The sequence below is a fragment of the Chitinophaga agrisoli genome, assembly GCF_008386695.1.
In the GTDB taxonomy this organism is placed as follows: domain Bacteria; phylum Bacteroidota; class Bacteroidia; order Chitinophagales; family Chitinophagaceae; genus Chitinophaga; species Chitinophaga agrisoli.
This window is the reverse complement of record NZ_VUOC01000004.1, coordinates 276,660-297,872: the sequence shown is the minus strand read 5'-3', so window position 1 is coordinate 297,872 and position 21,213 is coordinate 276,660. Positions and strand designations below refer to the sequence as shown.

The 21,213-nt window shown below is 47.4% G+C and carries 20 protein-coding genes; 17 read left to right on the top strand and 3 right to left on the bottom strand.

Going from position 1 to position 21,213, the window contains the following annotated elements; all coding sequences use genetic code 11:
• Positions 1-273: 273 nt before the first annotated feature.
• Together F0L74_RS20485 and F0L74_RS20480 are read left to right on the top strand one after the other, a co-directional pair.
• A complete protein-coding gene (locus tag F0L74_RS20485) occupies positions 274-642 on the top strand; it encodes a hypothetical protein (RefSeq protein WP_149839783.1) in 369 nt (122 codons plus the stop codon).
• A gap of 66 nt (positions 643-708) precedes the next feature.
• Positions 709-1,041, top strand: a complete 333-nt coding sequence (locus tag F0L74_RS20480; protein WP_149839782.1) for a hypothetical protein — start codon at positions 709-711, stop codon at positions 1,039-1,041.
• A gap of 72 nt (positions 1,042-1,113) precedes the next feature.
• Here F0L74_RS20480 and F0L74_RS20475 read toward each other — a convergent pair whose 3' ends face one another.
• Positions 1,114-2,058 (bottom strand): metallophosphoesterase family protein, encoded by a 945-nt coding sequence (locus tag F0L74_RS20475; RefSeq protein WP_149839781.1) that lies wholly within the window; start codon positions 2,056-2,058, stop codon positions 1,114-1,116.
• 663 nt (positions 2,059-2,721) lie between these two features.
• On the opposite strand from F0L74_RS20475, the gene F0L74_RS20470 reads away from it, so the two are divergent.
• The 7 genes from F0L74_RS20470 (at position 2,722) to F0L74_RS20445 (ending at position 12,742) form a co-directional block, all read left to right on the top strand.
• The gene (locus F0L74_RS20470) at positions 2,722-5,976 is read left to right on the top strand and encodes an RHS repeat domain-containing protein (RefSeq protein ID WP_149839780.1); all 3,255 of its coding nucleotides are present in this window, start codon (positions 2,722-2,724) and stop codon (positions 5,974-5,976) included.
• Between the two features lie 22 nt (positions 5,977-5,998).
• Entirely contained in the window at positions 5,999-10,222 is a 4,224-nt protein-coding gene (locus F0L74_RS20465) for a DUF6443 domain-containing protein (RefSeq protein ID WP_149839779.1), read from the top strand.
• Between the two features lie 9 nt (positions 10,223-10,231).
• Positions 10,232-10,519: a DUF7683 domain-containing protein gene (locus tag F0L74_RS20460; protein ID WP_149839778.1), complete on the top strand. Its 288-nt coding sequence runs from the start codon at positions 10,232-10,234 to the stop codon at positions 10,517-10,519.
• Positions 10,520-10,634: 115 nt separating this feature from the next.
• On the top strand, positions 10,635-11,072 hold the full coding sequence (locus F0L74_RS20455) for a hypothetical protein (protein WP_149839777.1): 438 nt from the start codon (positions 10,635-10,637) through the stop codon (positions 11,070-11,072).
• A 196-nt stretch (positions 11,073-11,268) separates the two neighbouring features.
• Complete coding sequence (locus F0L74_RS20450; RefSeq protein WP_149839776.1) at positions 11,269-11,718, top strand: hypothetical protein; 450 nt, start codon at positions 11,269-11,271, stop codon at positions 11,716-11,718.
• A gap of 39 nt (positions 11,719-11,757) precedes the next feature.
• A complete protein-coding gene (locus F0L74_RS33340) occupies positions 11,758-11,910 on the top strand; it encodes a hypothetical protein (RefSeq protein WP_188316087.1) in 153 nt (50 codons plus the stop codon).
• A 283-nt stretch (positions 11,911-12,193) separates the two neighbouring features.
• Positions 12,194-12,742, top strand: coding sequence for a tetratricopeptide repeat protein (locus F0L74_RS20445; protein ID WP_149839775.1), 549 nt, complete (start codon positions 12,194-12,196; stop codon positions 12,740-12,742).
• A gap of 342 nt (positions 12,743-13,084) precedes the next feature.
• Here F0L74_RS20445 and F0L74_RS20440 read toward each other — a convergent pair whose 3' ends face one another.
• Positions 13,085-13,639, bottom strand: coding sequence for a hypothetical protein (locus tag F0L74_RS20440; protein ID WP_149839774.1), 555 nt, complete (start codon positions 13,637-13,639; stop codon positions 13,085-13,087).
• A 221-nt stretch (positions 13,640-13,860) separates the two neighbouring features.
• On the opposite strand from F0L74_RS20440, the gene ureA reads away from it, so the two are divergent.
• The 8 genes from ureA to F0L74_RS20400 are packed head-to-tail and all read left to right on the top strand — an operon-like array spanning position 13,861 to position 19,618.
• Positions 13,861-14,163, top strand: coding sequence for an urease subunit gamma (gene ureA / locus F0L74_RS20435; RefSeq protein ID WP_149839773.1), 303 nt, complete (start codon positions 13,861-13,863; stop codon positions 14,161-14,163).
• 17 nt (positions 14,164-14,180) lie between these two features.
• Complete coding sequence (ureB, locus tag F0L74_RS20430; protein ID WP_149839772.1) at positions 14,181-14,555, top strand: urease subunit beta; 375 nt, start codon at positions 14,181-14,183, stop codon at positions 14,553-14,555.
• Positions 14,552-16,273 carry an urease subunit alpha gene (gene ureC / locus F0L74_RS20425; RefSeq protein ID WP_149839771.1) on the top strand — a complete coding sequence of 574 codons (1,722 nt, stop codon included), beginning with the start codon at positions 14,552-14,554 and terminating at the stop codon, positions 16,271-16,273. The genes ureB and ureC overlap by 4 nt, the downstream gene beginning before the upstream one ends.
• A 22-nt stretch (positions 16,274-16,295) precedes the next feature.
• Positions 16,296-16,799: an urease accessory protein UreE gene (gene ureE, locus F0L74_RS20420; protein WP_149839770.1), complete on the top strand. Its 504-nt coding sequence runs from the start codon at positions 16,296-16,298 to the stop codon at positions 16,797-16,799.
• Between the two features lie 2 nt (positions 16,800-16,801).
• Positions 16,802-17,476, top strand: a complete 675-nt coding sequence (locus F0L74_RS20415) for an urease accessory protein UreF (protein WP_149839769.1) — start codon at positions 16,802-16,804, stop codon at positions 17,474-17,476.
• On the top strand, positions 17,473-18,105 hold the full coding sequence (ureG, locus tag F0L74_RS20410; protein ID WP_149839768.1) for an urease accessory protein UreG: 633 nt from the start codon (positions 17,473-17,475) through the stop codon (positions 18,103-18,105). The genes F0L74_RS20415 and ureG overlap by 4 nt, the downstream gene beginning before the upstream one ends.
• Positions 18,102-18,905 (top strand): urease accessory protein UreD, encoded by an 804-nt coding sequence (locus F0L74_RS20405; protein WP_149839767.1) that lies wholly within the window; start codon positions 18,102-18,104, stop codon positions 18,903-18,905. Before ureG ends, F0L74_RS20405 begins: the two co-directional genes overlap by 4 nt.
• 8 nt (positions 18,906-18,913) lie before the next feature.
• Entirely contained in the window at positions 18,914-19,618 is a 705-nt protein-coding gene (locus F0L74_RS20400; RefSeq protein ID WP_149839766.1) for an urease accessory protein UreH domain-containing protein, read from the top strand.
• Positions 19,619-19,672: 54 nt separating this feature from the next.
• On the opposite strand, the gene F0L74_RS20395 is transcribed toward F0L74_RS20400, so the two are convergent.
• Complete coding sequence (locus F0L74_RS20395) at positions 19,673-20,977, bottom strand: glycosyltransferase (RefSeq protein ID WP_149839765.1); 1,305 nt, start codon at positions 20,975-20,977, stop codon at positions 19,673-19,675.
• Positions 20,978-21,213 lie beyond the last annotated feature (236 nt).

Genomic DNA, 21,213 nt, shown 5'->3' with positions numbered 1-21,213 from the left:
ACGCATTATATTAAGGGCTTACCAGGAGTGCGGCGGGTTTGAAAGCAGCTAGCTTTAGAACCGCTGTATTGACGGGGAGCCTTTTTGTTATATAGCGATTTTTTTGCAATTAAAAAAACTGATTGTATACAGCGCTTTCTTAATTTAGTATTGTTGCCTGTGATCAACGAATAACCTATACCGGAATCAATGACACCTATACCTGATACTATGCCACAGCAAAGTACCCCGTCATTACCATATAGTTTTTATTAACACTCAAAAATAACCCGCATGAAACACCTATTGTTAGGCATGGCTTCCATGTTCCTGTTTGCGCAGTTTTCCATGGCGCAAAGCGTTACTGCCCAAACTACAAAGCCGGCCGTGAGCGCCACTTCCAGCCAACAGACAGCACCTGATCCCTGCGTTGCGCAGCCCTCCACCCTGGGTAAGCCTTCCGCACCTGGCATTGTTAAGCCGCCGTGTTCAGGCGAAGGGCAGAAGCTGATCAACGGCGTATGCGAGACTGGTCAGCTGAAATATACCAGGAGCGTATTTAATAGTACCACGCATGAATGGACTTGTTATTATGAGTATCATTTCTCTGACTTCACTGTTAGCGGGGAATACTTTTTTATGAGCTTTCCCGGTTGCCCATGATAGTTACTGTTGCGTAAGCGCAGTGTCATACCACCAATATTCATTCACCCACAAACATTTTGTACAATGAAACAGCTACTATTTTGCCTGGCAGCCGCATTGTCCTTCCAGGTAACGTTTGCAAACGGGCCAGTTGTTAAAGATAACGGGCCATCAAAAGCTAAACATGCCGTAAGTCATGAAAGGAACGCCGTTAAACAGCGGATCAAGCCTGCCGACTGTGTTGGCCAGGACAAAAAGCTGATCAATGGCATATGTGAGACCGGCCAGCGTGTCTGGACCCGGAGCGAGTGGGATAACGTGAAGCATGAATATCACTGCTATTATTACTGGCGGTGGTCTGATGGCAGCGTTAGCCAGGAGTATTTTACCATTAACCCGGTGGGCTGTATCGCATGATCTGGATTTAAGATAACAAAAGGGCGCGCTCAGCTTTGGAGTGCGCCCTTTATTTTTATAGCAGTAGTCAGGTTATACCTTCCACCCGTAGGGGATGTATGTATTGTCAAAGCTACCGTCGTCATACAGGTTCACCATGGCATAGCCATTATCTGTACGGTAGCGCATGCCTTTCCACCAGTCGCCGCTGCAGGCGCCGTTGCTAATGTAGGTAACGCCGTTATACATGATCTGCTCATACAGGTGGATATGTCCGCTCAGGCAGAGTTTTACGTTGGGATGTTTGTCAAACAATGCTACGATCCGCGGCGCGTCGATATGCATTGAGCCCAGGCCCAGCACATAACCCTGTTCTTCTTTGAATTTATTGTCAACCACTACGGTGGCGGCGGATACGATAGGTACGTGGGATACCACGATCACGGGTTTATCTGTATGCGCGGCCAGGTCCTGCTCCAGCCAGGCAAACTGCTCATCGTCCAGGGTACAGGTGTACCAGGTCCCATCGGCTTTGGTCTGGATGCTATCCAGCACGATGAAGTGCCAGCCTACTTTATCAAAGCTGCGGTAGGGCTTTTCCAGATGCATTTTATCCAGCGCATATTTTTTGCCATAGAGCGGGTCTGTGGTTTGTCCGGCGCCCCAGCAGTCGTGGTTGCCGATACAATACTCCAGCGGCAGGCTGTTATCGCTTTTCATGAGGCCATGCCAGAGCTGCCATTGCGTTTCAACGCGGTCTTTGGGCTGTTTGAGCGCATCCATGATACAGTCGCCGGTATTCATAATAAACGACGGCTGATCTTTTTGCGATTGGATATGATGGAGGCAGGCGGCCAGTCCTTTAGGGGCATTGAGCTCCGGTTCCAGGTGCACATCTGTAAGGTGGGCAAAACGGAGCACTCTTTTTTTGCCGGCGATACCGGCAGGCTGGGTGGCTGCCTGGAGGATGTTTGCACCCGGCAGGGTACCGAGTATGGCGCCCAGTCCGAGGCGCTTGATGAGCGAACGACGATCCATGATAGTTATTTTTAGGTGTACAGGCGCAAACTTATTGGGAGATGGGAAGATTTGCCAGGGGGGTGGGGAAGATTAATGTAAAGTTAATGTGGGGGGGTGTTCAAAATTCTGTTAGCACTTTGGTGGGATAAGTTGCTGTTGACAGGACGATCCGGATATAATATTTTAAAGCTCATATATATTAAATTATATTATATTGGAAACTTATTGTAACAACACCAAAGATTTTCTTTCTTTGTTTCGAAGCTATACCTGGAAAGTGTTGTTGCCCAAGAGCGTATAACCCGTATTTTCTCAGTTTATTCGTTGGGTTTAGACATTTATGTGTGATGTGTATATCTTACCCACGCAGATAGTATGCGTATTATAGCTGTTATTTTGTTAAACGTCCTTATATCAAAGTGAATGAAGAAGATTTTAACTGCACTATGTTTGCTGTTTGTAACCAGATCATCAACTGCACAGTACCCGGGATCCATAATTATTACCCTGATGACGCCACTTTAGAGGTGTAAAATGCACATGCCGCTAATGCAGGGGGGCCTACCACAGAACGAGTTATTGTATTTATAATGTATTACTATGAGCGCCGAAAATATGAAAAGAATATTTTTGATATTGTTTGTTTTTTGCTATTGTTCTGCCATCACAAAAGGGCAGGATATGCCATACCGGTCTGCCAAAGTTGTACCGCCATCTCCAACTGCGGCTGCTCTTGGACAGTTTGGAAATATACCGGTAAGCTATTATAATGGATCACCCAATATTGCAGTTCCGTTGTATGATATAGTTACTCCCAATCATTCTTTAAAGATCGCGTTGCAATACGATGCAAGCGGTACCAGGGTGTTACAGGATGCTTCCTGGGTTGGGCTTGGATGGACATTGAATGCAGGTGGGGCCATTACCCGGGTGGTGAGGCAGCAGGATGATTTTATAGAGCATGGTTATTATAATTCCCAGGCTTTGCCTGCCAGTACGGCTGGCAATTCTTATTTATACAATCCAGCTACGGTACAGTCTGACAGGCAATATTTCGACAATGTTTATGACGGGCAGATGGATGGGGAGCCGGATATGTTTAACTATAACTTTGGGGAATTCAGCGGCCGGTTCGTGATAGGTAAGAAGGCCGGCGGTTCCGTTATATTTTCTGACCAGAAAAATAACCTGGAGTTTATTTATAGTGCGGGCAAGTGGATTGCAACGGATGCCGAAGGATATAAATATTATTTTGGCACTTTAGAGAGAACACAGGATTATAACCGGTCTTCTTCTTTTGAGCTCACCAGTTTTGATGGTGTTACGGGGCTTAATATGGATATTAACTCATCGCCCGTGACTGCCTGGTACCTTGATTCCATTGTAGCGCCTACCGCTGAAAAGGTGAGTTTTACATATGTACGGGGCAAAAGCCTGAGCCTGGTGAACCAATCTGAGATGCTGATCAAATTTGGAGCGATCGCTGTTACAGGTTGCAGCGCGCAGACACCGTCCGGCTTCAGTAATGATTACCATTCATACGACGCTTCGAGACAGGCAATACAGGACGCCTATTTGCAGAAGATCACCTTTCAGAATGGTTCCGTTGAATTTAAGATATCCGAAAGAACAGATGTCGACTACCTGGATAATGACGATGGCCTGGTGAAGCCATCCAAGCTGGATAGTATTATTATTAAAAATAAGAGCGGTGCGCGTATAAAGGCTTATTCTTTTTATTATACGTACTTCCTCAGCCTGGATCAGAGCACCCGTCTGAAACTGGACTCTGTTGCAGAGCTGGGGGCTGGTGATATCCGGAAGCCGCCTTATGCTTTTAATTATATTAATCCTAATCTCATTGCTCCCAAGTACACGAAGTCCATTGACCATTGGGGGTACTATAATGGCATTGTCAATTACAGCTTATTGCCAAGCACCATTTTTCCTTTGGCCCCATTATCCTTTACAGGCGCTGACAAAAGCGCGGATACCCTGTCTAACTACCCGATGTATGGCGTGTTGTATGAAATTATATATCCTACAGGCGGGCACACGGATTTTGAATACGAATTACACGATTATTCAAACCTGCACGGTGAGCAGGCGTATAGAACAATTAATAAAAGCGCCTATGTGCAATCTAATTCCAATCATCCTTCCGGGGATGTGATAACAGCCAACTTCCATCTTTCCTCCGTGGGCATGATACCACCAACAGACAGGATACCCGTCAGTATCATGTGCAGTTATCAGAAGGTTGATCCGAATGTTACGGATGTTGTGAGCCTGGGTTATACAAATGTGTGGAAGGTGGAGGATAACGGCACGCTGAATACTGTTGCCGGCTGTACAAGTGCAAATTATGACCAGCCTAACCCAAGCCCGGTTTTTACAGACCGTATGCTTGATACGGGAAACTACACCATGTCTATACTGGCCACCCGGGGATATTCTTTCTATATGAGCATTTCCTGGCAGGAAAAGGAAACTGTTCCGCTGACCTACCGGAAAGGAGGCGGCATACGTATTAAACGTATCACTGATTACGATGCGCTGGGTAATCAATCGGTAAGAAGGTATGCTTATGTAGGTGATAATGGAATATCTTCCGGGGTATTATTATCCCAGCCAAAGTATGATTATTCTATTGACATAGGATTTTCCAGCCCTATCGTTGGTACAGGCGTTGTTATACCGTGTGATTATACCGCCAGGTTTTATGGAGTACAGTCAAGCTCCCTGTTCCCTTCCGGATTATCTTCCAGATCTGGTATTATAGGATATTCAAAAGTGACAGAGTTTGCAGGGGAGAACGGGGAGAACGGTAGAATGGAGTATTATTATAACAATGCGGAGGAGTATACAGATGGTTTCCCGACCATCCCAAGTGTTGGTAACCCACTAAATGGCAAACCCACTGCGGTTATTGTTTATAATGCCCAGGGTGATGTGTTAAAAAGGAATGGGTACACTTATTCCGTAAATGAATCCACCTCATTGAAAGGCGTAAAATTAATGACCGCGGCAACAGTAGCGGACGCCAAATATGTTTACAACATGCGGTTCTATGATAATGTTTCCAGCTGGGTGGTTCCTGTTACTGATACAGAGACTGTATACAGTAATTCCGGGAAAATCGCTACCATAAAGACAAGCTATTACCAGAACGCCGTGCACAGGTTGCCCACCAGGGAGGATGTTGTAAGGAGTGACGGCAGTACCCTGATTACAAAATATAAAAGACCCAATGACTACACTGTATCCGGTAATCTGTCTTTTGTGGAGAAAATGAGGAACAGCCATCTGCTGTCTCCGGTAGTGGAACAGGAAGCGTTTTTACTGAGGGATGGCGCTACGAAGCTGTTGTCAGGCACATTTACAAGTTACCGGCAGTATGCTTCCGGGTTTTTTAAACCAGATCTGATCTATAAGATAGAGGCAGCTGCTCCGCTAAGTGACCTTACGGAATCATCCTTTTCCAGTGCCGGGCAGCCCGTCCTGCATCCTAACTATAAGCCGCAGGTTTATTTTGACGCCTATAGCGATGCTGGGAACCTGTTATCCTATCATGAGCAGAACAATATTAACCACGCTTATTTTTGGGGGTACAGTGGTCAGTATCCGGTAGCAAGTATAGAAGGCGCAGACTATAACACTGCCAAACAATTTATTACGCAAAACATTTTAGATAACCCTGGCAGTGATGCGGCGCTGAGGACGGAACTGCAGAAACTGCGTACGGGCTTGACTGGCGCCCAGGTAAGTACTTATACTTATTCTCCTTTATTAGGCGTTACCAGCCAGACGGATCCCAAGGCACAAACTTCCTATTTTGAATATGATGGTTTTGGACGTTTGAAACTGGTGAAGGACAAGGATGGAAAGATCCTGAAACAATATGATTACCAGTATCAAAATCCTATTACCCAATAGTTAACCCTATAAAGACAACAACATGCAAAGATTTATAATACCTATACTAAGAATAGCCGCAGGGTTGATGGTGTTGGGAGAAAGCGAGGCTGCATTTGCTCAGAATGTGCCCAATACCAGTATCCGGCCTGCTGCCACAGCCAATACGGTGCCGTCTGCCTATACCAATACTACGATCAATTATGTCCGCAGCTGGGAGCCCAGCATGCCCTCTGCGGATCCTGCAGCGGTAAGCGCATCCACAGATGTAAATGCTGTAAGGCAAAGCACGCAGTATTTCGATGGCCTGGGAAGGCCATTGCAAACCGTAACCAAAGCTATTACCCCTGGTCTTAAAGACCTGGTAGCGCCGGTTGTATATGATGCGTTTGGTCGTGAGCAATATAAGTACCTGCCTTACGTGCCTAAAACCGGCAATACCAATGACGGTAAATTTAAAGCTGATCCATTTAACGGGCAGCAGGCGTTTTACCAGGATGCTACATTGACGCCTGGCGCTGCGGGAGAAAGCATCTACTATGGACAAACAGAATATGAAGCATCGCCGCTGAACCGTGTGTCGAAAAGCTACGGCCCTGGTAATAGCTGGGCGAAGGAGGGAGGTAGCCGTCCGGCAACGCTGCAGTATGAGGTAAATACATCCGGCGATGGCGTGCGTATCTGGGATGTGCCGCCTGGCGCTGTTATCCCCACCAGCAGCGCCACCCGGGTATATGCCGCCGGAACGCTTTTTAAGAATATCACAAAAGATGAAAGAGGCCTGCGTGTAGTGGAATTTAAGGATAAAGATGGCCGGGTGATGCTGAAAAGGGTAGAGCTTACGGCCGGCGCGGCTGATGGGCATGCCGGCTGGCTATGTACTTACTATGTGTACGACGACCTGGGGAACCTGCGGTTTGTGATCCCTCCCAAGGCGGTGGGTTTGATTTCGTCCACTTGGGTAATTTCCCAGAGTATTGCTGATGAACTGTGTTTTCAGTACCAGTATGATGGCCGCAACCGCCTGATCGTGAAAAAAGTACCCGGGGCCGCTGCGGTAGAAATGGTGTATGACGTGCGGGACCGCCTGGTATTTAGCCGTGATGGTAACCTGAAGAAAGATACTAAATGGATGGCTACTTTTTACGATCTGCTGAACCGCCCCACCATGACAGCGTTCTACAGCTCTGCCGCTACACGGGATGCGCTGCAGACCAGTATGAACAGCGCCACCAGCAGTACCCAGAGCATCAGCTATACCTTTCCCGGAGTGGCCGATCTGGTGGTGGCTAACTATGATGGCCGGGCAGTATATGAAGCCACCAACAGCATTTACTTTGAGGATGGCTTTGACACTGGCGCCGGCGAAACAGAGGGGGATATTAATCCCTCTGCCAACCAGGGCGTTACAAATATTACCGTTACCAACCCGCTGCCTAATATCCCTGCCAGTGCTTTAATGCCGCTTACCTATACTTTTTATGATGATTACAATTTTACAGGTAAGCAGAATGCCGTGACCGGGGATTTTACCAAGCCTCAATATAGCGGTAGCTCTTATGCGGAAGTAATTACCAGCACCAGCAGTACTACCAAAGGACTGGTAACGGGCAGTAAAGTAAGGGTATTGGGTACGGACCAGTGGCTGACCTCCACCATTTATTATACCGATAAAGGCCGTACGCTGCAGACGATTGCTGATAATGTAAGCGGTGGAAAAGACATTGTGACCAGCCTTTATGATTTTAGCGGGAAGCTGCTCAGCACTTACCAGCGGCATAACAACCCACGCAGTGGGGTAACACCGCAAACGACAGTGATGACCCAGCAGTTGTATGATGCTGCCGGCAGGGTAAAGACCATTAAAAAACAGTTGAATGACGCTGGCGCCGTTAAAACAATTGCAGAAAACAGTTACGATGAACTGGGACAGCTGAAAACAAAAAGACTGGGCGTAACCGGCGCCAGCACCCAGCTGGAGACCCTGAACTATGAGTATAATCTTCGTGGCTGGCTAAAGAGCATCAACAAGGCTTTTGTGAGTACCGCCGGCAGCACCGCCAACTGGTTTGGGCAGGACCTCAGTTACGATTATGGGTATGCCACCAACCAGTACAATGGCAACATAGCGGGTATAAAATGGAAAAGTAAAAGTAACGGCATTCAGCGCTCTTATGGATATAATTATGATAATGCTAATCGGTTAACAGTAGCAGATTATGCGCAGCAGAACAGTGGCAGCAGCGCCTGGACAAAAGACCAGATGGACTTTTCCGTGAGCAATCTTAGCTATGACGCGAATGGCAACATCATGACAATGAACCAGATGGGCATGATAGGCGCACAACCACCACAACTTATTGATCAGCTTAGCTATCGTTATAAAATCAGTGAGGCCAGTAACCGTTTGGCAGCTGTGGGGGATCCAAAAGTTACTGCCAGCGCCAAACTGGGCGATTTTGTAAATGGCGCCAATACCGGTGACGATTATGATTATGATGCGAATGGTAACCTGGCTACGGACCTTAATAAGGGGATTGACACCATCATCTATAATCATCTGAACCTGCCGGAGCTTATTACTGTTACCGGTAAAGGGAGCATTCAGTATAAATACGATGCCACTGGTAATAAGCTGCAGAAGGTGGTTACGGATAATACAGGTAGCCCGGCAAAGGTGACCACGACCACTTATATTGGTGGTTTTGTATATCAGAACGATACACTGCAGTTCCTGGGGCATGAAGAAGGCAGGATACGTGCGGTGTTTAAAACCGGCAGCCCTGTATCTTATGTGTATGACTACTTCCTGAAGGATCACCTGGGGAACGTAAGGACGGTGCTGACTGAGCAGACAGACTTTAGTATGTATACCGCCACTATGGAAACAGAGAGCGCGGCAAAAGAAGCGGCCTTGTTCAGCAATACCGAAGAAACGCGGACAGATAAACCGGCAGGTTATCCGCAGGATGAGACTGCACCGCAAAACAAGTTTGTAGCGAAACTGAGCGCGAAAGAAGGTGGTAAAAAGATAGGGCCGTCTATTGTGTTGCGGGTAATGGTGGGTGATACCATCCAGATAGGCGCGCGGGCATTTTATAAATCGGTTGGCCCTGGAGATAATAAGCCGGCTACGCCGGAGGATATGGTGGCGTCGCTGTTGAACGCGTTCGGTGGAGGCGCTTCCGCAACTGCTGCGCATGGCGCTCGTCAGGCAGAAAGCTTGTCACCTTTCAGGAACTTTAATAGCAATGATTATCAGCGCTTAAAGGAAAAGGACCCTGACCAGAACCGGGAGGATAAACCGAAGGCTTATCTGAATTTTGCTTTATTCGATGATCAGTTTAACTTAGTGGAAGATAATAGCGGGGTAAGGCAGGTGAAGGGAGAGCCGGATGAGCTGCAGACGCTGGGAGTGGATAAGATGGTGGTGAAGAAGAGTGGCTTTATGTATGTGTATACGAGTAATGAGACCACGCAGGATGTGTTCTTTGATAATGTAACGTTAGGGGTTGCTTCCGGTCCGTTGTTGGAGGAGACGCATTATTATCCATTTGGGTTGACGATGGCGGGGATATCTTCAAATGCGCTGAAAGGGATGAGTTATGCGGAGAATAGGAAGAAGTATAATGGGATAGAGTTCACGAAGGACCTGGATGTTAATCAGTATGATGCATTTTATAGAGGTCTCGATCCTCAAATAGGCCGTTTTTTGCAAATAGATCCTAAATTGGATAGTATGCATGCGTGGTCTCCTTATACAGCCATGTTTGATAATCCTATTAGATTTAGTGATCCACTTGGGGACAGTTCTGTACCCAATAACGATAGTCAGCAAGGATATAAACCTGCACCTAAAAATGGATTGCCAGGCTTTCCTGACGCAGGTAAAGGGCAGTATAGCCCTAAAAGTAAAAGATGGCGATGGCAATTGCCCGGAGGTGGTATTCTAGAATGGGATAAACAACATGGTGAAGTTGAAAAATATGATAAGAATGGTAAACATCAGGGAGCATATGACCCACAAACAGGAGACCAAATAAAAGATCCCATTACGAATAGAAAGACACCTAAATCTATTGGCACAGAGCTGCCATCAACAGCTCCACCTAATGGGATGAACAACGCTCTCCCGTCTCCTTACGTTGGAAATGAAGTTAAGGTGGGAACAACGGTTGTAGTAGTTGGATATATTTTGTTAAAAGTCGTTGAATTGGGAATAACAGTTGGTACTGGAGGGGCTGCTGCGCCTATTTTAGTTTTATAAAATTTTAATATGGGATCAAAAAATTTATTAGATAAACTGGAAAGAGTTGAAAGGACAATTAATATCTATCGGCTCAGTGATGACGAATTGATTGATGAAGTTAATATCGATAGCATTAGTTTTGAGTCTCTAACAAAAATAGTGCCTCCTCCAGCAGAAGACCCTTTACTCTATGATGGATATCGACTAAATGCAGAGCAACTAAAAGAGTTGAATTCCCAAGTAGATAATAAGATTGATTTAAGGTTTGATTTATTTTATTACATACTCGTATGTGGAGGAGTTTATAATTGGTAACGCGGGAGTGGATCATTGAGCATACTACCAGATAATAACAAAAAATCCGCAGGCGGATCAGCTAGAGATCGCCAGGGTTCGCCTGGAGTGATCAGATTCATTAAACTACTTGAAAATGAAAAGCGTCTTTATTATTTTAAGTTTTGTTTTTTTAGTGTGTTTAGGTTGCAAACACTCTAAAAAAACAAAAAGTGCTGATCCTTTTTATTCCAAAGGAAATCTGTTTGATCGACTCAATATCCCGCTAATAAAGCCTTATAAACTCATTAAAGTGAATGATACGGAGTGGCGACTTGAATTACAAACCACTAGCTTGCTAACTCTTTCAATCGATAATGTGCAAGGGGTGGATACGGTGGCAAGAAAGATCATGATTTATTTTAAGGGCGGAACAGAGGTAAACAACATTCAATATAATGAATTGTGGTTTATTATAGATCCGGCCTCTTTGTCAGAGAGATCATTTAACTCATATGACGGGTTTAATAATGCTTTGAAGAAGATAAATATTGACAAGGTCAATTTTAGAAAACCGGATATGTTACTGCAGTAAAAATGGTGTTTTACTTCTGAAATATGTTTGCCGTGCGTCAGATCATATTACCATTTTTGACTTGTGCATTCCTGCAACCTGGCTGTGAAGGCCCGGCATTTTAACAATGCCAGGGAATGTAATGTGGACTCCTTTAAAGAATGGATAAATAATGTGCATGAACAAGACCTGCCGGCATTAGGGTTAAAAGACAAATATGAAACTTGCAGATATTTCGATCAGAACACCTAATAAATTCCTATTGCAATTTAATGAGGGAGGAGCGATCTGGAGCATGACAGCGTTGTATCTCTCCTGCCTGGGGAAATACGAAGCAGGCTCTTTTAAGAAAGTGACCATTGAAATTTCAGACAATGCCGACCGGGAGAATCAAATGGAGGAAATGTTAAACGTTATCAAGATCAGCAGGGTGTTTGACTTCAGCCTATACTATGATGGCAATAAGTTTGAAAGAAAAAAAATGATTCTAGATGTTTTGCAGCAAGGGCTTTTATACATTGAAAATAGCAAGAAATGGGATGAAAATGCTTTAAAGGCGGCTTACGAATGCTGCCTAACCAAAAAACTGGAACATACCTGGATTCGCGAAAACAAATATATCTTATCACCCGGGCGAGATCATTATGGCGGTGTTTATTGTAACTGAGATAGTAATAAGTTCGAGGCATTTGTAATTTTTCTAAACATGGCCAAGGAAGAAATAAAAAGAGAAAAGCTCTTTGAATCCGATCCGTCTTTTGTAGAGCCCGTGGGAAAGATGGGGTGGGATAAGGAGTCTGGACGGGTGTTCTATTTGCTATCTAAGGACGGGAAGAAGAAATGGGGGGCGAGCTTATAGCGCCGTGTCATTTTGTAAATAAAATTATCTTGTCATCCGCGAGGTAAATGTGAATCGATGGAACCGCCGATAGCATCCAGTGATGGTTTTATAGACTTACGCAGCGACCAGAATACTCGCCATCGGGGCAAGGTTATTATTATATAGGAATAGCTCCCCTCTATGCAGAAATTGTTTGCATTAGATATCTGCGCAGCTATTTTATTAATCGAAATAGACATCCTGGAAAATTATGCAATTGATAAGAATGGAAGAAAACTATAATAGCTATTGTTGTTGAATTATGGATAGAGGAAAAATATTGGAGGAATATCGTAATGTGCTTGTAAGTGACTCCGCTAAAGCAAGGTCATTAATCAGGAAATTAAGCTATAAAGAAGACCCATATCTGCTGCAATGTATTGCGCAAACATTTCTTGATGAAAGCCGTTTTGACGAAAATGGGAAGCAACGAAAAGAGGTGTACTGGAGGAAATGGCGCGTGGCAGAGCGTTATATTATACAGGCAGTTGAACTCGATCCGGATTGTCCGATGGTGTTGTCTACAATGGGTTCTGTCAGAAGATCTGCCGGGCAGAATGATATAGCCATTTACTGTTATGAGAAGATAATTAAACTGGGCGTTAAAGGCGCTATGTCTGGAAAATGTAAACTGGATCGTGATATGGCGAAGGAACTGGTTAATGATAGCAAATTCGAATTATACCGGCTATATTATGAAGATGATCCCGTGTTATCAGGAAAGTACCTGAAAATGTATATGAAAGGCCTGGAAAAAGGGGCCAGGACTATTTACAGGCCGTTAAAAAGGTTTCTATTGGAAACTAATTGACAGCGCCTGCGGTTACAGTAATCGACGTAACGAGAAAATTTATTGAATATCATAATAACATCCTTTTACAGCCCCAAAGCGGATGTCAGAAGGACAAGCCCCCCGGTCTTATACACATATAACCCCGGGAGTAACCAATCCCCATGGATGGATAACTCCCACCCAACGCTGTTATCAGCCAATATGCAGTTGTAGTTTGGCAAGGCTGGCCTGATGGGCATGCGTTGCGCTTGTCCCAAAGAGCACACCCGCATGGCCCGGCCTTTGTTTATGGTTGAAGTCGAATTCCTAAGTGTAGTACGAAAATCAGAAAACATTCTGTAGAGATTCTGAAGATACACACTATTGACCATGGTCACTTTCTTCTAAAAAATACTTGCGCAGCGGCTTCCTGTCGGCATCGAGATAATAAGTGGTGTCGTTGTTACGTAATATAACATAGGAGCCGGCATTCACCTCAAATTTGTATTCCTTATTATCGATCGCGACTGTCCCTTCCATACTGCAATGTAACTGGGAAAATGCATAATGCAGGATATGGGCACCCATTTGCGGGGAATTCTTCAGGATATCGATCACCTGGTTAGCGTCCAGTTTCCATTTCGCACAGCGGGAAAAGTAGCTGTCTGCTGAATCTTCCCATGCGGTTTTTTCCATTTGTATTATATGGATGTCCGAGTTGCGGGTTAATGTCAGTGTATCAATGACTTTGGCAACGGGAGCCGGCTGAACGGAGCCCGTGACCGGGGCGGTATGGGCGGTGTCTGCTACTTGCCGGATGGTATCGGCTTGTTGGGCAATTGGTTCATCCGCCTTGTTGTTTGTTGCAGGACTGTTACAACTGATCGTATATGCAATGAGAACAGCGCAATAGCACATGAGGCGTGCTTTTTTCATAGTAAGGGTATTTGGGTTAGGTTGAATGATTAACGGTCACCGTCAACGGCGCGTAAGATATATCGCATTTTCCAGTGTTGCAAAATATAAGGCTTACCGGGGATTCATATTAACAAATATATTATGTAATATTTAATGTGTGTATTAGGCGGATTTTGGCGCTTGTTTTTTAAATAAGTGATAATAAATATTGTATTTTTCTGATCAATAACCAGTAAATTATGCATTTGACCGCAAGAGAAACTGAAAAGCTGCTGCTGCATGTAGCCGGCGAACTGGCAGAAAAACGGAAGGCCAGGGGGCTTAAGCTCAACTACCCGGAAGCCATTGCCCTGATCAGCAGCCACTTGCAGGAGGCCGCCCGGGATGGCCGCACAGTGGCAGACCTGATGCAATACGGCGCTACTATCCTTACCCGTGATGATGTGATGGAAGGCATCCCTGAAATGATCCATGAGATACAGATAGAAGCCACTTTCCCGGATGGCACCAAACTGGTGACCGTACACCATCCTATCCGCTAACCCATAAAACAATTGACATGATCCCCGGAGAATACTTCCTTAAAAAGGACGATATCATTGCCAATGAGGGCCGTAAGACCATTACCATCAAAGTAGTGAATACGGGCGACCGCCCGGTACAGATAGGTTCCCATTGCCATTTCTTTGAAGTGAACCGCCAGATGGCTTTTGACCGCGCTACGGCCTTTGGCATGCGCCTTAATGTACCCTCCGGCAACGCTGTGCGTTTTGAACCGGGCGAGGTAAAAGCCGTGGAGCTGGTAGAGCTGGGCGGCGCTAAACGCGTAATAGGTATTAATAACCTGGCCAATGGCGTTACTACAGATGATACCATAAAAGAGCAAGCTTTGCTGAAAGCAGCCGAACAGCAGTTTAAAATCAAATTACCATGAGCCTCCGGATAGACAGACATAAATACGTAAGCATGTACGGTCCCACTACCGGTGACCGTATACGCCTGGCGGATACAGACCTCATCATAGAAATAGAGCAGGACTATAACGTGTATGGCGATGAATGTAAATTTGGCGGTGGTAAGAGCGTGCGCGATGGCATGGCGCAATCAGCTACCGCCCTGCGGGCCGAAGGAGTGCTGGACCTGGTGATCACCAACGTGATCATCATTGACCATTGGGGCATTGTAAAAGCGGATATCGGTATCAAAGACGGCAAGATCGTGGGTATAGGCCAGGCCGGTAATCCTGATACCATGGATGGCGTACACCCGAATATGATCATTGGCGCGGCTACTGAAGTACATAACGGCAGCAATCTTATTGCTACGGCGGGTGGTATTGATACGCATATCCATTTTATCTGTCCGCAATTGGTGGACCATGCCCTGTTCAGCGGTATTACCACTATGATAGGCGGGGGGACCGGTCCGGCAGATGGCACCAGCGCTACTACCGTTACCCCGGGTAAATGGAACATTCAGCGTATGCTGCAGGCGGCGGAAGCCTATCCTATGAACCTGGGCTTCTTTGGCAAAGGCAACTGCGCTACCACGGCCCCGCTGGAAGAACAGATTGAAGCCGGCGCGCTGGGCCTTAAGATCCATGAAGACTGGGGCGCTACGCCGGCGGTGATAGACGCTTCCCTGCAGGTGGCGGATAAACTGGATGTGCAGATCGCCATCCATACAGATACCCTTAACGAAGCAGGTTTCCTGGAAGATACCATGAAGGCCATCAACGGCCGCGTGATCCATACCTTCCATACAGAAGGCGCGGGCGGCGGCCATGCGCCGGATATTATCCGGGCGGCATCTTTTCCGAATGTGCTGCCGGCATCTACCAATCCTACGCGCCCGTATACGGTGAACACCATCGATGAGCACCTGGATATGCTGATGGTCTGTCATCACCTGGATAAACGTGTGCCCGAGGACGTAGCTTTTGCAGACTCGCGGATCCGCCCGGAGACCATTGCCGCAGAAGATATCCTGCATGATATGGGCGTGTTCAGCATCATGAGCTCTGACTCGCAGGCCATGGGACGTGTAGGCGAAGTAGTGATCCGCACCTGGCAAACGGCCGATAAGATGAAAAAGCAGCGCGGCGCGCTACCCGAAGACGCCGGCAAGGACAATGATAATTTCCGCGTAAAACGTTATGTAGCTAAATATACCATCAACCCGGCCATTACGCAGGGTATTGCCGATCATGTGGGCTCGATAGCAACCGGTAAGATAGCGGACCTGGTGCTGTGGAAACCGGCCCTGTTTGGCGCTAAGCCGGAGATGATCATTAAAGGCGGGATGATTGCCGCCAGTAAAATGGGCGATCCCAATGCTTCTATACCCACGCCGCAGCCGGTGATCTACCGCCATATGTTTGGCGCGCATGGCAAGGCATTGCTGCATACCAGCGTGATATTTGTATCGAAAGTTTCCTTGCAGAAAGATATTACAAAGGAATATGGCCTGGAGAAAACATTGTTACCCGTAAGCGGCTGCCGGAGCATTTCCAAGAAAGACCTGATCCACAACGACCAAACACCGGATATTACTGTGAACCCGGAAACTTACGAGGTACGGGTAAACGGGGAGAAGATCACCTGTGAACCGCTGAAGGAAGTGGCGTTAGCGCAACGGTATTTTTTGTTTTAGGCGTGCTGGTAAATCTGAGCGTATGATCATAGAAGATATTATAGGCAATATCAACACTGTTCCGGCGGGCAGCCGGCAAACGGACTTGCTGCAACTGGAATGGTACGAGACCGCCAGGCGCATACAGCGCAAACAAACGGTTGCCGGCCGTGATGTGGCGTTGCGCCTGTTAAAACAAGGACAGCGGCTGCAGCAAGGGGATATTGTTTATATGGATGATCAGACCATGGTGGTGACAGACATCCTGCCCTGCGAGGCCATTGTTGTAAAACCGGCCTCTATGGAGGAGATGGGCGCTGTTTGTTACGAGATAGGCAATAAACACCTGCCTGTTTTTTTACAGGATAATGAAGTGCTGATCCCCTGGGAAGAGCCGTTGTTCCGCTGGCTGGAAGCCGCGGGTTATGCGCCGGTAAAAGCGGTACGCAAGCTTACCAATATGCTGCGCTCTAATGTAATGCCGCATAGCCACGGGGATAGCGGCGGTACTTCTTTATTTCAGAAGATCATTAATCTAACAAGATAATCATGCTCGCATTGTTGCATTTATCTGATCCTGGCTTGCCTATAGGCGGTTATAGCCATTCCAACGGGCTGGAGACCTATGTGCAGCAAGGCCTGGTACATAACGCCGCCACGGCAGAAGCGTGGATACATAGCATGCTGGCCAATAACCTCCGTTATAATGATGCCGCATTTGTCAGCCTGGCGTACGATGCGGCCATGCAGGAGGATCTGGGCGCACTGTTGCAGCTGGATGAGGAATGTACGGCATTAAAGGTGGCGAAGGAAATACGGCAGGCGAGCCAGAAACTGGGCATCCGTTTACAGAAGGTTTTTAGCCGGGAACGGCCCTTCCTTTTTATGCAGCAATATGAGGGCGCTATCAAAGAGGGCCGTGCTACGGGGCATTACTGCCTGGCATTTGGCGTATATGCGGCGCTGTTACATGCGCCTAAAGCAGACGCTTTGCAGGCGTTTTATTATAACGCCATTGCGGGCATGGTGACCAACTGTGTAAAGCTGGTACCCCTGGGGCAGCTGGAAGGGCAGGATATCCTCCTGCGGCTGCAGCCCTTGTTAACCGAGCTGGCTATGGTCACCTTATTGCCGGACCGCCGTTTCCTGGGCTGTTGTAACCCGGGTTTTGATATACGTTGTATGCAGCATGAAAGATTATATTCAAGATTGTATATGTCATGAGGAAATATGTAAAAATAGGGATCGCAGGGCCGGTAGGTTCCGGTAAAACTGCCCTGATAGAAAGGCTTACGCGTAATATGATGGAAGCCTATGAGCTGGCCGTGATCACCAATGATATCTATACTAAAGAAGATGCGGAATTCCTGACAAAGAACAGCCTGTTACCGGCGGAGCGGATCATGGGCGTGGAGACCGGCGGGTGCCCGCATACGGCCATCCGTGAGGACGCGAGCATGAACCTGGAGGCTGTGGATGAGATGGCAGCCCGTTTCCCGGACCTGCAGCTTATTTTTATAGAAAGCGGCGGCGATAACCTCTCCGCTACTTTTAGCCCGGACCTGGCAGATGTGACGATCTTTGTGATAGACGTAGCAGAAGGCGATAAGATCCCCCGTAAGGGCGGTCCGGGTATTACCCGTTCCGATCTGCTGGTGATCAATAAAATAGACCTGGCGCCTTATGTAAACGCGAGCCTGGAGGTGATGGACCGCGACGCCCGCCTGATGCGCAAAGGACAGCCGTTTGTATTTACTGACCTGATGCGCGGTATAGGACTGCCGGAGGTGATTGCCTGGATAAAAAAATATGCGCTGCTGGAAGACGTAACGGAACCTGCACTGCAAAGATGATCAGCGAATTAAAAATTGTGACCGGCCTCCGTGCAGGCGCTACCTGGCTGAAAGAAAGCTACTGGACCCGCCCGTTTAAACTGGCGGACATAGGCGCGTACCGTACAGATAAGGCGCTGTGCCTGATGCTGATGTCCGCATCGCCGGGTATGCTGGATGGGGATGATTACCGTATACATATTACCGTTAGCGCCGGCAGCAGGCTGCAGTTACAGACGCAGGCGTATCAGCGTTTATATCATATGGAGCATGGGGCTTGTCAGCATATGCAGGTAGAAGTGCATCAGGGCGCTAGTTTCAGCTATATTCCGCACCCGGTAGTACCGCACGCAGGAGCCAGCTTTGAAGGCCATAACCGTATTTTCCTGGAAGCCGGCAGCCGGCTTATTTGGGGCGAGATCGTTACCTGTGGGCGTAAGTTGTGTGGGGAGGTGTTTCAGTTCCGGTTGTTCCATAACATTACGGAATTATATTACCAGGGTAAGCTGATCGTAAAGGATAACCTGCTGCTGCAACCGGAACGGATCAAGCTGGCGGGCCCGGGGCAGTTGGAGGGCTTTACACACCAGGCAACGCTTATTTATGCGGATACCCGTGCGGATGCGCCGCCTATGGCGGATGTGTTGCTGGATTTGCTGGCAGGGGAGGAGGAGATAGCGTATGGGGTATCGCAGGCTGCCGGGCCGGCTATTGTGCTGCGGATACTTGGGAATGGCGCGGAACAGTTATTTGGGTGTATGCGGAGGATGGAGAAGGTGTTGTGGCAGGAACGCGTTATAACTGATGCAATGACTAACTAATTTGAAATATGACTTCAGAGACCGGGGCTTTATTACTTACTGCTATTGCCATTAGCTGTGTGCATACGGTTACCGGCCCGGATCATTATGTGCCGTTTATTGCCCTGTCACAGTCGCGCAAATGGTCGCCGGCTAAAACGGTTCTATGGACCATTATCTGCGGTATTGGGCATGTAGGCAGCTCCGTGTTATTGGGTTTACTGGGTGTGTTCCTGGGCTGGGAGATTGGCAAGATCAGCTGGCTGGAAGGGCTGCGGGGCGGTATTGCCGGCTGGGCGCTGCTGTTCTTTGGATTGGCTTACCTGGTATGGGGGCTGCGGCGGGCGTATCTTAACAAGCCGCATAAACATTTTGATATGTATGAGGATGGATCTGTGTATGTATATGAGCATAAACATGGGGAAGGGCCAGTGTATCCGCAGGAGCGGACGAAGGTGACGCCCTGGATCCTGTTTATCATTTTTGCGCTGGGCCCTTGCGAGCCGCTGATCCCGTTGCTGACCTATCCTGCGGCGCGGCAGTCAACGCTGGGTATTGTGCTGCTGGTGGTGACGTTTATGGTGTTTACGTTGATTGCCATGGTGGTAATGGTGATGCTGGGATATTATGGGTATGCGTTCTTTAAGACAGATAGGCTGGAGAGGTATATACATGCGATAGGCGGGGCCACGGTTACTATTTGCGGGGCAGGAATGGTATTTATGGGGTGGTAAGAAAAAAAGTGTTGCGCTGCCGGCTGGTAGCACAACACTTTTTGTTATGCACGATCAGTTCAGCAGCTCCTGTATATACTGTACACACAGGTTGTGCGCATCATATTCCCCAATCTCGTCTGAAAGGCGGGACACCTGTTGTGCATAGGTGGCATCGCGCAGCACTTGTTGCACGCTTTCCCGCAGCTGATCCGGGGTAGGCGTTTCCGTAGCCAGGTTAACGCCCAGGTTAAAGTAGCCAACACGTGCGCATATCTCGCTTTTCCCTTCATGAATGCCGGCAGCCACTATGGGTAATTTATGCTGTATACCCAGTAAGGTACCGCCATAACCGCCATTGGTCACATATACGTCTACATGCGGCATTACCTCCCCAAAGGAAATGTAATCCTCTACAATAATGTTGTCTGCCGCGTATTTCTGCCGTAGCTCTTCCGTGCGGGCGCCGCTGGTGGTGGCGATAACGAGGATGTCCGTATCCTTAAAAGCAGCCAGCGTAGGCTCCAGCAGCTTATCCATACTTTTGTCCACGGTACCCTGTGTTACCAGCAAGGCGGTCTTATACTTGTTCAGGCGCTCATCAAACCATTCTGTCCGGTGTGCGGTGCTGTCAGGGGGATAGAGCGCGCCGATAAAACGTACGTTCCCGCCCATATCGCTGCGTTCGTACTCAAAGCCGGGGGAGCCTATCTGCAGGTGCAGGCTTGCTTCCCGGATCAGGATATCAAACAGCATGCCCCTGGTATGCGGAACGCCGTTCCTGGTGAGGATCTCGTCATATACATCTACTGCTTCTTTAAACAGGATATTAGTTCCATCCTCCCGCATTTTGGCGTATTGTGCGCGTTGCTCTTCGTTAGCGGCGGGGGGTAATGCAAGGCCGTATGGCGCCAGGTCTTTGGATTCCGCTGCGAGCGGGATGATGCCAATGGAAATTACGGGGATATTCATCTTGTGACGGATGAAGGGGATGGCGGAGAACATGCTGTCTGCTATAACAATATCAAACGGAAAGGATGCGTAGATATCCTTCATGTCCTCATAATATTCTTCTGAACGCCTGGCAAAGACCTCCACCAGGTCAAAGTTCAGTTTCTGTATCATGTCGGTAAAGGTTTTCCTGGCGGGGAACAGTTCCTCCATGTTATCTACGTTTAGGTTCAATGCCTTTACGTACCTGTAATGGGGGATACCGTACGTTTCCAGCTTTTTACTAAAGACCGCGGATGTATACCATCTTACATCATTGCCTTGTTCTTTGAGATGGATGGCGAGACCGGATAATGGGTTAAAATGGCCGTCGGCGGGGACACTGGCAAAAAGGATCCTCTTGCCTGAAAGCTTCAGCGCAGTTGACATAATGTTGGAGATTTTGCGTTAAGGTTTATTGTTCACGTTTAATTAATATGGTTTCCGGAGAGGGAAGAACTTTACAATCCCTCAGCGCTGTTTTTCGTTGTACTGTCAACATATACGGAGCGCATATCCGGCGGGTTGCCCGGGAGATGAGATTTTTTCATATAGGCATAAGGGCTGGTTATTATTATTGCAGCCTTGTTAAAAAAATATCCCGGGCGTTTTTTGCCCTGGATATT

Coding starts and splice junctions, on each gene's coding strand:
- F0L74_RS20485 (WP_149839783.1), top strand. CDS start 274: ATGAAACACCTATTGTTAGGCATGGCTTCCATGTTCCTGTTTGCGCAG.
- F0L74_RS20480 (WP_149839782.1), top strand. CDS start 709: ATGAAACAGCTACTATTTTGCCTGGCAGCCGCATTGTCCTTCCAGGTA.
- F0L74_RS20475 (WP_149839781.1), bottom strand. CDS start 2,058: ATGGATCGTCGTTCGCTCATCAAGCGCCTCGGACTGGGCGCCATACTC.
- F0L74_RS20470 (WP_149839780.1), top strand. CDS start 2,722: ATGCCATACCGGTCTGCCAAAGTTGTACCGCCATCTCCAACTGCGGCT.
- F0L74_RS20465 (WP_149839779.1), top strand. CDS start 5,999: ATGCAAAGATTTATAATACCTATACTAAGAATAGCCGCAGGGTTGATG.
- F0L74_RS20460 (WP_149839778.1), top strand. CDS start 10,232: ATGGGATCAAAAAATTTATTAGATAAACTGGAAAGAGTTGAAAGGACA.
- F0L74_RS20455 (WP_149839777.1), top strand. CDS start 10,635: ATGAAAAGCGTCTTTATTATTTTAAGTTTTGTTTTTTTAGTGTGTTTA.
- F0L74_RS20450 (WP_149839776.1), top strand. CDS start 11,269: ATGAAACTTGCAGATATTTCGATCAGAACACCTAATAAATTCCTATTG.
- F0L74_RS33340 (WP_188316087.1), top strand. CDS start 11,758: ATGGCCAAGGAAGAAATAAAAAGAGAAAAGCTCTTTGAATCCGATCCG.
- F0L74_RS20445 (WP_149839775.1), top strand. CDS start 12,194: ATGGATAGAGGAAAAATATTGGAGGAATATCGTAATGTGCTTGTAAGT.
- F0L74_RS20440 (WP_149839774.1), bottom strand. CDS start 13,639: ATGAAAAAAGCACGCCTCATGTGCTATTGCGCTGTTCTCATTGCATAT.
- ureA (WP_149839773.1), top strand. CDS start 13,861: ATGCATTTGACCGCAAGAGAAACTGAAAAGCTGCTGCTGCATGTAGCC.
- ureB (WP_149839772.1), top strand. CDS start 14,181: ATGATCCCCGGAGAATACTTCCTTAAAAAGGACGATATCATTGCCAAT.
- ureC (WP_149839771.1), top strand. CDS start 14,552: ATGAGCCTCCGGATAGACAGACATAAATACGTAAGCATGTACGGTCCC.
- ureE (WP_149839770.1), top strand. CDS start 16,296: ATGATCATAGAAGATATTATAGGCAATATCAACACTGTTCCGGCGGGC.
- F0L74_RS20415 (WP_149839769.1), top strand. CDS start 16,802: ATGCTCGCATTGTTGCATTTATCTGATCCTGGCTTGCCTATAGGCGGT.
- ureG (WP_149839768.1), top strand. CDS start 17,473: ATGAGGAAATATGTAAAAATAGGGATCGCAGGGCCGGTAGGTTCCGGT.
- F0L74_RS20405 (WP_149839767.1), top strand. CDS start 18,102: ATGATCAGCGAATTAAAAATTGTGACCGGCCTCCGTGCAGGCGCTACC.
- F0L74_RS20400 (WP_149839766.1), top strand. CDS start 18,914: ATGACTTCAGAGACCGGGGCTTTATTACTTACTGCTATTGCCATTAGC.
- F0L74_RS20395 (WP_149839765.1), bottom strand. CDS start 20,977: ATGTCAACTGCGCTGAAGCTTTCAGGCAAGAGGATCCTTTTTGCCAGT.